This is a genomic window from Brucella sp. RRSP16 (assembly GCF_052246815.1).
Classification (GTDB): Bacteria; Pseudomonadota; Alphaproteobacteria; order Rhizobiales; family Rhizobiaceae; genus Brucella; species Brucella intermedia.
This window is the reverse complement of sequence record NZ_JBQQAM010000002.1, coordinates 84,094-99,339: the sequence shown is the minus strand read 5'-3', so window position 1 is coordinate 99,339 and position 15,246 is coordinate 84,094. Positions and strand designations below refer to the sequence as shown.

Below are 15,246 nucleotides of genomic sequence, written 5' to 3'. Positions count from 1 at the left end.
AATCGCTTGAGCCCACCGACTTGAAAGAACGCACCATGAGTTCCCCCAAAACGGTTTCCGCCGATTCCGGCGAGACGTTCAAGACATTGCGAAATCTCTGGCCCTATATGTGGCCGTCCGACAGGCCGGATCTGCGCATGCGCGTCGTCTGGGCCACGTTCTATCTGGTGATTTCCAAGATCGTGCTCATCCTCGTTCCCTATTTCTTCAAATGGGTGACGAATGCCTTGACCGGCCAGTTGAACCCGCCGGATTATATTCCGCTGTTTCTGGTCGGTGCGGTGATGCTGGTGCTGGCTTATAACGGCGCCAAGATCATACAGGCCGGTCTCAACCAGCTTCGCGACGCCTTGTTTGCGAGCGTCGGCCAGTATGCGGTGCGCCAGCTGGCTTACAAGACCTTCGTGCACATGCACCAGCTGTCTCTGCGTTTCCATCTGGAAAGACGCACGGGCGGGCTTTCGCGCGTCATCGAGCGCGGCACCAAGGGGATCGAAACGATTGTCCGCTTCACCATCCTCAACACGCTGCCCACCATTCTGGAATTTGCGCTGACGGCGGTTATTTTCGCCTTCGCCTACGGCATTTCCTATCTGCTCGTCGTTGCCGCAACGGTCTGGCTCTATACCTGGTTTACGATCAAGGCGAGCGACTGGCGCATCAGCATCCGCCGGGAAATGAACGATTCCGATACGGAGGCCAACACCAAGGCGATCGACTCGCTTCTCAATTTCGAAACAGTCAAATATTTCGGCAACGAGAACATGGAAGCCAAGCGCTTCGATGCTTCGATGGCGCGTTATGAAAAGGCTGCTACCCAGACCTGGACATCGCTTGGCTGGCTGAACTTCGGTCAGGCCGTGATCTTCGGTGTCGGCATGGCAATTGTCATGGTCATGTCCGCTCTGGAAGTCCGTGCCGGAACGCAGTCCATTGGCGACTTCGTTTTCATCAATGCCATGCTGATGCAACTGTCCATTCCGCTCAACTTCATCGGCTTTATCTATCGTGAAATCCGTCAGGGCCTGACCGATATCGAGCAGATGTTCGACCTTCTCGATGTGAAGCAGGAAGTCGTCGACAAACCCGGTGCGCCAGCATTGAAGATCGACAAGGGCGCGATCCGTTTTGAAGACGTGCATTTCGCCTATGATGCGAACCGGCCGATCCTCAAGGGGATCAGTTTTGAAGTTCCGGCAGGAAAGACGGTCGCGATTGTTGGGCCGTCGGGTGCGGGCAAATCCACGATCTCGCGGCTTCTGTTCCGCTTCTACGATGTGCAGTCCGGAACGGTTTCCATCGACGGGCAGGATGTCCGTGATGTCGCGCAGGAAAGCCTGCGAAAGGCCATCGGCATGGTGCCGCAGGATACCGTTCTGTTCAACGATACGATAGCCTATAACATCCGCTATGGCCGCCCCGATGCAACGAATGAAGAGGTGGAGAAGGCGGCAGAGCTCGCGCAGATTTCCAGCTTCATCAAGCATTTGCCGGAGGGCTATAAGTCGATGGTCGGTGAACGCGGCCTCAAGCTTTCGGGCGGTGAGAAACAGCGTGTCGCCATTGCCCGCACGATCCTGAAGGCTCCGCCCATCCTCATCCTCGATGAGGCGACTTCCGCACTCGATACGGCAACCGAACAGGAAATCCAGTCCGCGCTCGACATTGTCAGCCGGGGGCGCACAACGCTTGTCATCGCGCATCGCCTGTCGACCGTTATCGGCGCAGATGAAATCATCGTCCTGAAGGATGGCCTGATCGCCGAAAGAGGCACGCATCGCATGCTGCTCAAGCACAAGGGGCTTTATGCTTCCATGTGGGCTCGCCAGCGCGAGGCCGATGAGGCGGAAGAACGTCTGCGCCAGGTGCGGCAAAGCGACGAACTGGGCGTCGTTACGCGCGGTGTCCCGGCGGCGGAATAGTCGGTTCGCGGGGCGGCTTGGTATATTAGGGCGCGATCACGTGCCCTAACAGCCGTGAATAATTTGCGAAATGGATTTTGATTCCGGATAGGATGAGGTAAATAACGGCCAAACTCAAAGGAAGAGCGATGAGCCTTACTGACACTATCCGCAATACTTTCGTGCCGATCCATCGGGAAGGCTATCCGTTTATCGCGGGCTTTTTCGTGGTTTCGCTCATTCTGGGCTGGCTCTGGGACCCGCTGTTCTGGATCGGCATGGTGCTGACCGTCTGGTGCATCTATTTCTATCGTGATCCCGAGCGCGTGACGCCAATGGACGATGATCTGGTCATCAGTCCCGCCGATGGCAAGGTTTCCTTTGTCGGCCCGGCAGTGCCGCCAGCCGAGCTGGACCTTGGCGCCGAGCCGCGTATGCGCGTGTCGATTTTCATGAATGTGTTCTCGGTACACATCAACCGTTCCCCCGTTCGCGGCAAGATCGAAAAGGTCGTGCATCGTCCGGGCAAATTCCTCAATGCGGAACTGGACAAGGCTAGCACGGATAACGAACGCAATAGCGTGCTGATCGAAAGCCCGCATGGCAAGATCGGTGTTGTCCAGATCGCTGGCCTCGTTGCCCGGCGCATTGTTTGCTGGTCGAACGAGGATGACGATCTGTCCGTTGGCGAACGGTTCGGCCTGATCCGCTTCGGATCGCGCGTCGATGTCTATCTGCCGGCAGATGCGACCGTTTGTGTCGCGGTGGGCCAGACGGCAGTCGCCGGTGAAACCGTGCTGGCCGATTATGGCAGCGGACGCGGTGAGCCAGTGGTGCGGATCGCTTAAGCCGATGGAAGCGCCTTTTCCGCCTTTTGAGCCCAACGGCCGCGTGGATTCATCGCGCGGCCCGAAGCTGTCGCAGATACCCCTGCGTATCGTCGTTCCCAATGTCATCACGGTCCTCGCCATCTGTGCCGGTCTGACCGGTATTCGTCTGGCCTTTGAAAACCGTTTCGAACTTGCCGTCGTGATGGTGCTCGTAGCAGCCTTTCTTGACGGCATCGACGGGCGTGTGGCCCGCATGATGAAGGGATCGTCCAAGTTCGGTGCCCAGATGGATTCGCTCGCCGACATCGTCAATTTCGGCGTAGCGCCTGCTCTGGTGCTCTATGCCTTCATGCTTGATCAGGCGCGTTCCTTCGGCTGGATCGCGGCGCTTCTCTATGCCATTGCCTGCTGCCTGCGGCTGGCACGTTTCAATGTCATGCTTGAAGATCCGAACCGCCCGGCCTGGCAAAGCAATTATTTCATAGGCGTGCCCGCACCTGCAGGTGCGATGCTCGTCCTGCTGCCGGTCTATCTCGGTTTTCTCGGCCTCACCCCGACGCGGGCGCTCGCTTTCGGTGTGGCGGTCTATACCGTGGCCATTGCGTTTCTGCTGGTAAGCCGCCTGCCGGTTTATAACGGCAAATCGGCCGGCAGCCTTGTCCGACGGGATATCGTCATGCCGCTGATCCTGTTCGTCGTTGTTTACGTCGCGTTCCTGATGAGCTTCACCTGGCAGACATTGAGCATAACGGCGCTCGCCTATCTCGCTTTCCTTCCGTTCAGTCTGGCAGCGTGGAACAGGCGTGAAGCTGCTGACAGAAAGGCTGCGGAGGCGGCCAGCGACGAAGAGGTCGCATCGTCAGAGGAAAACTGATGGCAACACCCGTCTGATGAAACGAACGCGCTCCTCGACCGGTGATTTCGGCAGGAGCGCGATCTCATATCCGAGCCGCCTGTAGGTTTTGTCCATTGCATCGAACGTACGCACGGCTTCATCGAAATCCTGTTTGCGTTCCGCATCCTGGCCGAAGATTTCGGCCCATGGCGGTGCCAGGAACACGGTACTGTTATATCTGATCCGGCGGGCGGCCTCTTCCATATGCTGTGGGACGGGCAGGTCGCACAGCGTAAGATAGCCGATCACATCGGGAACGCCGCGGTCGAAGAAAACGGTACCAGCCTGTTGTTCTGCCATGGCGTGAGAGCGCATTTCCCAACAAAGCATCAACTCTGCAAAGAGTGCGCGATCACTCCACGGGAGGGCGCTGCCGCCGATAGCGACCTGATCCTGGATAATGGCGCGTCCCGCTTCCACGGTGCGGGAAAAACCGCCCTTTTCGAGCGCATCGATCAACGTGCTTTTGCCTGATCCCGGACCGCCGCTGATGATGATGAAACGCTGGTGATCTTTAATCATAAGTCCTCCAATAGCAAAGTGAATGCGCGCGAAGACGGTCCGCGCGTGACGAAGGGTCTGAAAGTGGGAAAATAGGCCGCTGAAAAAGGAGCCGTCGGGTAGCTGCCGCGTGTCCCGAAAAGTGTGAGACGGTTTTCGGGCAAGGTGGACGTCAAAGAGGTTCACCGATCAGATTCAATCGGATCGTGACGCGGTACGTCAATAAACTAAATAGAACCGGCCTTGCAGGGAAGCAAGGCCGGAAAAAGAAATCAGCTCGGCAGATGGTAGTCCAGGAAGCGATCCTGGCGCACATCGAAAAGCTTGCCGGTGACATCCAGGGCAGGATCGGCGAGCTTGACGATCTTCTCTGCCACCGACTGCGGGGTCGGCAATGTTTCCGGATCTTCGCCCGGCATGGCCTGCGCACGCATTGCCGTGCGGGTCGCTCCCGGATTGACGGAGTTAACCTTGAGCTTCATCTGCTTCGTTTCTTCGGCCCAACTGCGCGCCATGACTTCGACGGCAGCTTTCGAGGCAGCGTAAGGCCCCCAGAAGGCCCGGCAGGTGTGCGCCACGCCGGATGAAAGCAGAATGGCCCGTCCCGCATCCGAAGCACGCAGAAGCGGATCGGTGGAACGGATGAGGCGCCAGACGCTGGTGACATTGACGTTCATGACCTTCTCGAAGGTCTTGGCTTCGACGTGCCCGATCGGGGAAATCGTGCCCAACACGCCCGCATTGGCAACCATGACGTCGAGCTTGCCCCAGCGCTCATGAATGGAGCCGCCGAGGCGATCGATGGCTTCCATGTCGGTAATGTCGAGAGGCACCAGCGTGGCGCTGCCTCCGAGTTTACGGATATCGTCGTCCAGCTCTTCCAGTCCGCCGACCGTGCGTGCGACCGCGATGACATGCGCGCCGCGTTTTGCCAGTTCGAGCGAAAGAAAATAGCCAATACCGCGCGATGCGCCTGTTACCAGTGCGATGCGGCCCGTAAGGTCGATACTCATCTAGTCCCCATATGTCATTCAAACACAAGAAACAGGCGGCCTTTTGAGCCGCCTGAGTGGAAGGATTTTGCGATCAGCCGTTGCTGGCGAGAAGAGACAGCGTATGGACGTTGCTCTCGCCTTCCTGATCGAGGAGACGGGTCGGATATTCACCCGTGAAGTAGTGATCCGTAAAGGCAGGAGCCTTCGGATCACGTGGTTTGCCGCCGACAGCCTTGTACAGCCCGTCGATGGAAAGGAACGCAAGGGAATCCGCGCCGATATATCGACACATGGATTCGAGGTCCTTATGCTGGTTTGCCAGCAGCTTGTCGGCATGGGGGGTGTCGATACCGTAGAAATCCGGATGGTAAATCATTGGACTTGCCACGCGGATATGCACTTCCTTGGCGCCTGCATCGCGGATCATCTGCACGATCTTGACGGAAGTGGTGCCGCGCACGATGGAATCATCCACCAGCACGACGCGCTTGCCTTCGATCATGGCGCGATTGGCGGAGTGCTTCAGCTTGACGCCAAGCGCACGAATTTGCTGCGTCGGCTCGATGAAGGTGCGGCCCACATAATGGTTGCGGATAATTCCATATTCGAACGGAATGCCGCTGGCCTGCGCGAAACCAAGAGCGGCAGGCGTGCCGCCATCGGGCACCGGCACGATCACGTCGGCTTCGATACCGGCTTCCTTGGCAAGCTCCATGCCCATGTTCTTGCGCGCGACATAGACGCTGCGACCGCCGACGACGGAGTCGGGGCGGGCGAAATAGACATATTCAAACAGGCAGAGCCGTTCCGGCTGCGGGTTCTCAGGCTTGATGGATTCCGTGGTTATGGAGCCGTCCTTCTGGATCTCGCAGATGATGACTTCGCCATTTTCGACATCGCGAATATATTTCGCACCGATGATATCGAGGGCGCAGGTTTCCGAGCAGAAGATAGGCTTGCCATCAAGCTCGCCCATGACAAGCGGACGGATGCCGATGGGATCGCGCGCGGCGATCAGTTTTGTGCGGGTCAGCGCCAGCATGGCATAACCGCCTTCGACCTGCCGGATGGCATCGACGAAACGGTCGGAGGAGGATGAGTGGCGCGAGCGGGCAATCATATGCAGCACGACTTCGGTGTCGGAAGTCGCCTGGAAGATCGCGCCCGAAGCGATCAACTGCTTGCGCAGCGTAATGCCGTTGGTGAAGTTGCCGTTGTGGGCAATGGCGATGCCGCCGACTTCCAGTTCCGCGAACAATGGCTGCACGTTGCGCAGGATCGTCTCGCCGGTGGTGGAATAGCGCACATGGCCGATGGCGCGGTCGCCCGGCAGGCGGTTCAGCGTTGCAGCGTCGGTGAAATGATCGCCGACGAGGCCCATGTGGCGTTCGGAATGAAAACGGCGGTTGTGATAGGAAACAATGCCGGCGGCTTCCTGCCCGCGATGCTGGAGGGCATGCAGGCCCAGCGCCGTCAGCGCGGCAGCGTCCTCGTGGCCAAGAATGCCAAATACGCCGCACTCTTCATGCAGTGTATCTTCATCCAGCATGAAGGAGGCATTTTCAGAAGAATGGCTGGTCATTGCCGCAAGGCCTTTCGATTGCAGAGGCAACTAAAGCATGTTCCGGAAAAGGGAAAACCGGTTTCCGATTTACGACATGCGTAAAGACTTCAGGCGCCTCTCTATCACAAGATGGCTTTTTGTTAAAAGCGAAGAGTTCATCGATGCGTCGATATGATCTCATGAACATCAGTATCGCATGATGCTCACGAATAATCTCGCAAATTCCCGCCTGAAATATGATCGCGGATGCAAAATGACAATGTCTGAGCGTCGATATGGCTGTTTTGCATTGACCATGGTTATTTCCGGAATTGAAAAAGCCGCCAGCGGACTGGCGGCTTCTCCATATCTCGGAACGGCTTATTGCTGTGCAGGCGTATCGTCCGGAACCGGCGCTTCTTCCTGCTCGCCAGAAGCGGGAGCAGTCTGTTGAGGCTTGAATCTGTCAATCATCTGGTCGGGATTTGCTGGCAGAAGGTCGATCAATTGTTGGCCGAACGAATCGAGCATCGGCTTTGATTTCGCATTCGTTACCCAAGCTGGCTGGTTTGTCGGGACGAGCCAGTTGAAGAATAGCATGGCGACGACAACGAGAAGCACCCCGCGCACGCCGCCAAACAGAAAACCAAGCGTGCGGTCGAGTGCACCGATACGGCTATCGATGATGAAATCGGCGATCTTCATCGTAATCAATGACACGACAATCAACACCACGAGGAAAACCGCGCCAGCGGCTGCAATCTTCGCGATGGTTTCGTTGTTGATATACGGTTGTACGAAAGGCAGAACTGGTTGGTAGAATAGATAAGCTGCAGCGGCAGCCGCAGCCCATGACACCAGCGACAGCACCTCGCGGGAAAAACCGCGCACCATCGCCAGAATGGCTGAAACCAGCGTTATCCCGAGCAGAATTCCATCAAGCATGGTTATCGGCATTCTGGCCTGTCCTCAGTTATTATGCGCAAAATGATCCATGCGCAGGGCAGTCAAAGATGCTGAAGTTTATCACCGGAAGGTTGACAGATTCTTCCAGTCATAAAACTCCAGATTTATTGCTTCTTTCCGGAGCCTGAAGCCGCGATGCGCGCAACAAGATCGGGCAAGGCGGAAGTTTCCATGAGGCGGAAGCTGCGATCTTTCCAGAGTTCGCCACTGCCACCGGGCACTTCTGCCTGCCGGAAGCCGAGTTTTTCCGCTTCCTTGAGCCTCTGTACCGCATGCGTTACCGCACGAACAGCACCGGAAAGGCTGATTTCGCCGAAATAAACACAATCTGGCGGAAGGGCAATACCGGCCATGGATGAAACAAGTGCAGCAGCCACAGCTATATCCGCAGCAGGCTCGCTGATACGATAGCCGCCCGCAACATTCAGGTAGACATCGTGCTGGCCGAAACGAACGCCGCAATGCGATTCGAGAACGGCGAGGATCATGGCAAGCCGTCCGCCATCCCAGCCGACGACCGCACGGCGGGGGGTGCCGAGCGAGGAGGGGGCAACAAGCGCCTGTATTTCCACCAGGACCGGACGCGTGCCTTCCATGCCGGCGAAGACCGCCGCACCCGGAGCCTTCGCATTGCGCTCACCAAGGAAGAGTTCGGACGGGTTGGACACTTCGCGCAGGCCCCCGTCGGACATCTCGAAGACGCCGATCTCGTCGGTCGGACCGAAACGGTTCTTTACCGTGCGCAGAATGCGGTAGTGATGCCCGCCTTCGCCTTCGAAATAGAGAACGCCATCGACCATATGTTCTACCACACGAGGCCCGGCGATCTGGCCTTCCTTGGTAACATGGCCCACAAGCACCACGGCGGCGCCCGTCTGCTTGGCATAGCGGATCAGCGCCTGCGCGGAGGAACGCACCTGCGTCACGGTTCCCGGTGCGGAATCCGCCATGTCGGTCCACAGCGTCTGGATCGAATCGATGATGACGAGATCGGGCCGTTTGGTGTCTGAAATGGTGGCGATAATGTCTTCGACATTGGTTTCGGCGGCAAGCTCCACCGCTGACGATGCCACACCCAGACGCTGCGCGCGCAACCGGATCTGCGCGACGGCTTCTTCGCCCGAAACATAAACGATGCGATGGCCGCGATTGGAAAGGGCTGCTGCTGCCTGCGTCAGCAAGGTGGATTTGCCGATGCCCGGATCGCCGCCGATGAGAAGAGCGGAACCGCGCACGAAACCGCCGCCTGTCACGCGGTCAAGCTCGCTGATGCCGGAAATGATGCGTGGCGCGTCTTCTATGTCGCCGGAGAGCGAGGTCAGCGCCACGGCGCGTCCCTTGCGCTTGGACAACATGGCGCCGGGTCCGGAGCCGATGCCGCTATTGGTGCCTTCCTCGACAAGCGTGTTCCACTCGCCGCAGGAGTCGCACTTGCCCGCCCAGCGCGAATGGACCGTGCCACAGTTCTGGCAGATGAATTGAACGCGCGCCTTGGCCATCAGACGCGCCCTTTGACTTGGGAAAACTTATTCATACTGCTCCGGCAGATAAGAACCCTCGGCCAGATCTGCAAATCGCGTGAATTCAGACTGGAAGGCGAGTTTGACGGTGCCGGTCGGACCATGACGCTGCTTGGCGATAATCACGTCGGCGGTGCCGCGCACCTTTTCGAAATGCTGCTTCCATTCCTCGTATTTCGGATCGAACTCGTCACGCGGCTCGAGGTTCTTGACGTAATATTCCTCACGGAACACGAAGAGCACCACGTCGGCGTCTTGCTCGATAGAGCCCGATTCACGAAGGTCGGAGAGCTGTGGGCGCTTGTCGTCGCGGCTTTCCACCTGACGGGAGAGCTGTGAGAGCGCGATGATGGGCACGTTGAGTTCCTTGCCAAGCGCCTTGAGGCCGGTGGTGATTTCCGTGATTTCCTGTACGCGGTTCTGTGCGGAAGCCTTCGATGAACCGGTCATCAGCTGCACATAGTCGATGACGAGAACGTCGAGGCCGCGCTGGCGCTTCAGGCGGCGCGCGCGTGCTGCAAGCTGGGCGATCGAGATACCGCCGGTCTGGTCGATATAGAGCGGGATTTTCTGCATCACCTGCGAGCACGCGACCAGCTTTTCGAAATCGGTTTCGGTGATGTCACCGCGGCGGATTTTCGAGGAGGAAACCTCCGTCTGCTCGGAAATGATACGGGTTGCGAGCTGTTCCGCCGACATTTCGAGCGAGAAGAACCCAACGACACCGCCATTGACGGCCTTCATCGAGCCGTCGGCCTGCTGTTCGCCTTCATAGGCGTTGGCGATGTTGAAGGCGATATTGGTGGCAAGCGAGGTCTTGCCCATGCCCGGACGACCAGCGAGGATGATCAAGTCCGAGGGCTGCAAGCCGCCCATCTTGGCGTCAAGCGAATGAATGCCGGTCGAAACGCCGGAAAGATGGCCATCGCGCATGAAAGCGGCGTTGGCCATGTCCACGGCAGTCGTCACCGCGTCCTTGAAGGGCAGGAAGCCACCGTCATACCGTCCCGTCTCCGCCAGCTCGAACAGGCGTCGCTCGGCATCTTCGATCTGTTCCTGCGGCGCCATGTCGACCGGCGCGTCATAGGCCACGTTCACCATGTCCTCGCCGATGCCGATCAGTGCGCGGCGCGTCGCCAGATCGTAAATGGCACGGCCATAGTCTTCGGCATTGATGATGGTGACGGCTTCGGTGGCGAGGCGCGTCACATACTGGAATATGGTGAGATCGCCCACCTTGCCTTCGGTGGGCAGGAAGGTCTTCATCGTCACCGGATTGGCCATCTTGCCAACGCGGATGAGATCGGTGGTGATCTCATAGATGCGACGATGCAGCGGCTCGAAGAAATGGGTAGGCTTCAGGAAGTCCGATACCCGGTAAAACGCATCATTATTGATCAGAATGGCGCCGAGCAGCGCCTGTTCCGCTTCAATATTGTGGGGTGCTTCGCGATAGAGCGCGTCTTTCTGCTCCCGCGCGTCGTCGAGTTTGCGTACCGCCGCTTCCGCCATGATTCCAAATCCTGTCCCTGATGCAACCAGCTAGCCCTCAAACAATGCCAAACGCAACGAAGCTTCGGGTGATTCCAGCTGGAGGAGACAAGCTATACCATGATTCACACTGATCCACAGTTTCGATCTCGGTTTTGTCAGTCCGCTGTTGACGCGGACCGACTCTCCGATTGGCGGGAATGGTTTCAGGCGTTCATGCTTTTCTTGACCGCCCGCACCTCGCTATTGGCTCCCTTGGGAGCACTGTCGAGACGTTTAAGGCGTTTTTCTTCGGCCTCGATATAGTTGCGGGTCAGCGGAACGGATTCCTGCTTGTGGGCGATCTGGATGTGGAACACCATCATGTTCTGCCAGCGGAACGCGCTTTCCGATGCGGCCAGATAGAATTCCCACATCCGGCAGAAGCGCTCGTCATAAAGCGCCTTGGCCTTCTCGCGATTGGCCATGAACGCCTCTCGCCATGCTTTCAGTGTTTCGGCGTAATGCAGCCGCAGGATTTCTATGTCGGTGACATAAAGTCCAGCTTTCTCGATATGCGGCAGAACTTCCGAAAGTGCCGGAATATAACCGCCGGGGAAGATATATTTGCGGATGAATGGATTGGTCGCACCCGGCCCATCGGCGCGTCCGATGGCGTGCAGCAGAAAAACACCATCCGGCTTCATCAGTCGCGCGACATGCTGGAAATATTCAGCGAAATGCCCCACGCCGACATGTTCGAACATGCCCACCGAAACAAGCCTGTCAAACTTGTCGTCGATGTTGCGATAATCGGTCAGCTCGAATTTCGCCCTGTCGGCCAGCCCCTCATCCCTTGCGCGCTGATTGGCGATGGCGTGCTGCTCTTCGGACAAGGTTACGCCTTTGACATTGGCCTTGAGGTGGCGAGCCAGATAAAGCCCCATGCCGCCCCAGCCGCAGCCGATATCGAGAACCTTGTCGCCCTCCTTTACCAGCATCTTGGCGGCGATGTGGCGTTTCTTGGCGAGCTGCGCCTCGGCAAGCGTGGCGTTGGGCGGATCGAAATAGGCGCAGGAATACTGCTTGTCGGGATCGAGAAACAGGTCGTAAAGCTCGCCCGAGAGATCGTAGTGACTTTTGATATTGCTCGACGAACGGGAAATCGTGTTCATCTGCTGGAAGCGGCGGAAGAGCACGCGCAGTTTTCCGGCGGCTTTCATCCATGGCTCGGTCGCTGCCGTCGGCCCGGTGTTTTCGAACACCACTTGAAGCAGCGTATAGATATCGCCTTCCAGGAAATCGATCTCGCCATCCATGAAACATTCGGCAAGCTTCAGTTCCGGGTCCAGTGCAACGGCGCGCTCGGCGTGCTTGGTCTTGAACTGAACATGAACCGGCGTGCCGGTCTTGTCGCCATACTGAAATCGCGACCCCTCCGAATCGGTGACCGTCAGGTCACCGGTTTTAATCATATGCGAAAGAACAGTACGCAACATTCCATACATCGGCCCCATCTCCTCTCCAGGATTGAAGCGAGTGCACGTCCATGCGTTTGCATGGCAGGCGGCGGTGCAAGGTATCAGAGCCGCTCTGTCATCAGATTTCAGGCAATATCCCAGTCGGTCAATCGGCCTTGGGAAAGCCCAAGCAACGCAGACGTTTCCGTCGGCACCCTCTGCAATCCAACACTAATGAACAGAATAGGGAGTTTTACCGATCTGAAAAGAGAAAATGCCCGGCGAAGGCCGCCGGGCATGATCATATAAAGTTTACCACGATGGGAATGAGCGACGCTTGGCCGGGCATTCCCACGGATAATAGGTGGCTAATTAAGCCTGATCTTCAGCTTCGTCTTCGTCGTCGAAAACTTCTTCCGACAGAGGCTGTTCTTCGATGCCGTAGATGGCTTCGATCGAGGTCAGGTCTTCACCCTTTGCCTGACGTTCGGCTTCTTCAGTCGAACGGGCGATGTTGACGGTTACCTGAACCTGAACTTCCGGATGCAGCGAAATCGAGACTTCGTGCAGGCCGATCGTCTTGATCGGGTGGTTCAGTTCAACCTGGTTGCGGTGCAGGGTGAAGCCGTTGGCCGAAATGATTTCGGCAATGTCACGGGTCGAAACGGAACCGTAGAGCTGGCCGGTTTCACCAGCCGAACGCACGACGATGAAGCTCTCGCCATTGAGCTTTTCAGCAACGGCGCTGGCTTCGTTCTTGCGTTCCAGGTTCTGGGCTTCGAGCTGGGCGCGCTGGCCTTCGAACTTCTTTTTGTTGGCTTCGTTGGCACGAAGAGCCTTGCCCTGCGGGAGCAGGAAGTTACGGGCATAGCCGTCCTTGACCTTGACGGTTTCGCCCATCTGGCCGAGGCGGCCAATGCGTTCCAGAAGAATGACTTCCATTGGAGTTTCCTTTCGAGTTTCTGATCGGGTTTACTGACTGTCGGCGCCAGGCATTTTCGAAACCGGCGCGCCGCGCGAAGTGTCGAAAAGTCCGAGAACCATGAAGATGAAAAGCAGGAATGCGAAAAGTATGATCGCAAAGTAGGCAAGCCACAGCGCCACCGGGCGCCAGACCTTGCCGCGTGTGCGAAAATGCATGATGGCAAGACCTGACATCATGAAGCCTGCGCTGAGAGCACCGGCGATGACGGTCGCAATCAATCCGGCGCCGCCGGGAAGAAATGCAACCGCAAGAGCGACCGCGAAGACAAGCAAAGCCGGGCGCGGCATGCGCAGCGTCGCGGGCCAGTCGTCACGCGGACGGCGCAGGCGACCCGACATCGAGATCAGGCGCTGCGCCAGATAAAGATTGCCAACGAGAATAGCGAGGCAGGTTGCCGGCTGGATTGCAGGCAGGGCGACCATCAGGAGCGCAGTCAAATTGTCCCGAATGTCTTCGCTGGCCGTGAACTGGGGATCCGCTTCGGCAACCCGGTCGATGAGGGTGCTAGCGAGTTCGCGCGCCATGTCCGGGCCGAACCCAAGAATGGCGCCGATGACGATGAAGCTGAGCGCTACCATCAGGGCAAGGCGGAAAATGATGTCCGACAGCGGATACCAGACCAGAATATCCTTCGGTCCGCCGAGTTCTTCCGCTGGCCGTGCGAGGCCGGAAAGATATGCTCCCGTCGCCGCAGGAACGAAGCTTGTCAAGGCCATCAGGAGTGCAGCGATCGGAACAGCGACTACGCCGACGGCAACCGTGGCTGTGGCGGCGGCAACGATACCGGCGCTCGACCCCCAGCCAAGGGCAACGACGAAGATGGGAAGCGGTGTCAGGAAATAGAGAACCATGGCCATGGCGGCGGCCATCGCGCCACCTTGCATGATGACGCCGGACGACATCAAGGCCGAGGCAAGCCCCGCCAATATGCCGATACCGATAATGGTTCCATTGAATTTCATCAGTTTCGCTGTCCTGCTCCGGTCTGGCCGGTTCGTGCAGTTAGAGGACTCTGCCCCAACTCGGGTTTTTGGTACATCCGCTACGCCCATCGCAACGGAGGAAACGGGAGGAGGCGAACCACCTCCCGAATTCGTGTTCTTACTTCACGACGTAAGGCAGCAGGCCGAGGAAACGGGCGCGCTTGATCGCCTTGGCGAGTTCACGCTGCTTCTTCTGGCTGACGGCCGTAATACGGGAAGGAACGATCTTGCCGCGTTCGGAAATGTAACGCTGCAGAAGCTTGATGTCCTTGTAGTCGATCTTCGGTGCGTTTGCGCCGGAGAACGGGCACGTCTTGCGACGGCGATGGAAAGGACGACGGGTCGGGATCTGATTGATATCAACCATGATTATGCTCCTTCACCAGCTTCGTTGTCGCGCGGGCGACGCGGACCGCGATCACCGCGATCGCCACGGTCGAAACCACCTTCACGGCGGCGCGGGCGATCATCACCATCGCGTTCGCGACGGTCGTCACGGCGGGTGAGCATGGCCGACTGGCCTTCTTCATGTTCGTCAACGCGAACAGTGAGGAAACGAAGAACGTCTTCGTTGATGCGCATCTGGCGTTCCATTTCGGCAACGGCTGCAGCCGGAGCGTCGATGTTCACGAGCGTGTAATACGCCTTGCGATTCTTCTTGATGCGGTAGGTGAGGGGACGCAGACCCCAGCTTTCGACCTTACCGACCTTGCCGCCATTAGCTTCGAGGACGCCCTTATACTGTTCGACGAGAGCGTCGACCTGCTGCTGGGAAATGTCCTGGCGGGCAAGAAGCACATGTTCATAAAGAGCCATTGGCTTTGCCTTTCTTCTGTTACAACATGCTGACACCAGCGGCTAAGCCTCTGCGACTTCTCTTGATCCGGCAAACCGGAGAAGAAAGGACGCGCAACTTGAGACGGTCGAGAGCGGAGACACGGGAGGCAGAAGCGCTTATGACTTCCACGGACAATAGCGCAATTAATTGCACTGTTTGACCGGCCCTCCGTTCAGCCCCCAGCTGGTACCGAGCAATGAACGGGCGGCTATTACGTGTTTTTCCCCGGCTTTGCAAGGCGCAAACGGCACAAAAACCGGGAAATACTTGACTTTGCTGCCCGCGCTGGGGCACATCGCGCCAAATTGCGCAATTAGAGCGCATCCCGAAAAGTGTGAAACGGTTTTCGGATAAGATGC

The 15,246-nt window shown here is 57.7% G+C and carries 14 protein-coding genes; 3 read left to right on the top strand and 11 right to left on the bottom strand.

Annotation, left to right across the window (positions count from 1 at the left end; translation table 11 throughout):
• Positions 1-35 precede the first annotated feature (35 nt).
• The 3 genes from ACS5UA_RS03635 (at position 36) to pssA (ending at position 3,605) form a co-directional block, all read left to right on the top strand.
• Entirely contained in the window at positions 36-1,922 is a 1,887-nt protein-coding gene (locus ACS5UA_RS03635) for an ABCB family ABC transporter ATP-binding protein/permease (RefSeq protein WP_039852303.1), read from the top strand.
• 128 nt (positions 1,923-2,050) lie between these two features.
• Positions 2,051-2,749, top strand: a complete 699-nt coding sequence (locus ACS5UA_RS03630) for a phosphatidylserine decarboxylase (protein ID WP_443101171.1) — start codon at positions 2,051-2,053, stop codon at positions 2,747-2,749.
• Positions 2,750-2,753: 4 nt separating this feature from the next.
• On the top strand, positions 2,754-3,605 hold the full coding sequence (gene pssA, locus ACS5UA_RS03625) for a CDP-diacylglycerol--serine O-phosphatidyltransferase (RefSeq protein WP_113368653.1): 852 nt from the start codon (positions 2,754-2,756) through the stop codon (positions 3,603-3,605).
• Here the strand turns inward: pssA and ACS5UA_RS03620 are convergent.
• The 11 genes from ACS5UA_RS03620 to rpsF form a co-directional block, all read right to left on the bottom strand.
• Positions 3,591-4,148 carry an AAA family ATPase gene (locus ACS5UA_RS03620; protein WP_113368654.1) on the bottom strand — a complete coding sequence of 186 codons (558 nt, stop codon included), beginning with the start codon at positions 4,146-4,148 and terminating at the stop codon, positions 3,591-3,593. The two genes, pssA and ACS5UA_RS03620, sit on opposite strands and share 15 nt — an antisense overlap.
• A gap of 251 nt (positions 4,149-4,399) precedes the next feature.
• Positions 4,400-5,140: an SDR family NAD(P)-dependent oxidoreductase gene (locus ACS5UA_RS03615; protein WP_113342136.1), complete on the bottom strand. Its 741-nt coding sequence runs from the start codon at positions 5,138-5,140 to the stop codon at positions 4,400-4,402.
• Positions 5,141-5,213: 73 nt separating this feature from the next.
• Entirely contained in the window at positions 5,214-6,704 is a 1,491-nt protein-coding gene (gene purF / locus ACS5UA_RS03610; protein ID WP_025091916.1) for an amidophosphoribosyltransferase, read from the bottom strand.
• A gap of 342 nt (positions 6,705-7,046) precedes the next feature.
• Entirely contained in the window at positions 7,047-7,622 is a 576-nt protein-coding gene (locus tag ACS5UA_RS03605; RefSeq protein WP_113368655.1) for a CvpA family protein, read from the bottom strand.
• A gap of 113 nt (positions 7,623-7,735) precedes the next feature.
• Positions 7,736-9,130 (bottom strand): DNA repair protein RadA, encoded by a 1,395-nt coding sequence (gene radA, locus ACS5UA_RS03600; RefSeq protein ID WP_006466215.1) that lies wholly within the window; start codon positions 9,128-9,130, stop codon positions 7,736-7,738.
• Between the two features lie 27 nt (positions 9,131-9,157).
• Complete coding sequence (locus ACS5UA_RS03595) at positions 9,158-10,663, bottom strand: replicative DNA helicase (protein WP_006466216.1); 1,506 nt, start codon at positions 10,661-10,663, stop codon at positions 9,158-9,160.
• A 185-nt stretch (positions 10,664-10,848) separates the two neighbouring features.
• On the bottom strand, positions 10,849-12,129 hold the full coding sequence (locus ACS5UA_RS03590) for an SAM-dependent methyltransferase (RefSeq protein ID WP_113368656.1): 1,281 nt from the start codon (positions 12,127-12,129) through the stop codon (positions 10,849-10,851).
• 324 nt (positions 12,130-12,453) lie between these two features.
• Entirely contained in the window at positions 12,454-13,023 is a 570-nt protein-coding gene (gene rplI / locus ACS5UA_RS03585) for a 50S ribosomal protein L9 (protein ID WP_006470673.1), read from the bottom strand.
• A gap of 30 nt (positions 13,024-13,053) precedes the next feature.
• Entirely contained in the window at positions 13,054-14,028 is a 975-nt protein-coding gene (locus tag ACS5UA_RS03580; protein ID WP_006470674.1) for a DUF2232 domain-containing protein, read from the bottom strand.
• Positions 14,029-14,167: 139 nt separating this feature from the next.
• Entirely contained in the window at positions 14,168-14,416 is a 249-nt protein-coding gene (gene rpsR / locus ACS5UA_RS03575; RefSeq protein ID WP_006466219.1) for a 30S ribosomal protein S18, read from the bottom strand.
• Positions 14,417-14,418: 2 nt separating this feature from the next.
• Positions 14,419-14,865, bottom strand: a complete 447-nt coding sequence (rpsF, locus tag ACS5UA_RS03570) for a 30S ribosomal protein S6 (RefSeq protein ID WP_006470675.1) — start codon at positions 14,863-14,865, stop codon at positions 14,419-14,421.
• Positions 14,866-15,246: the final 381 nt, after the last annotated feature.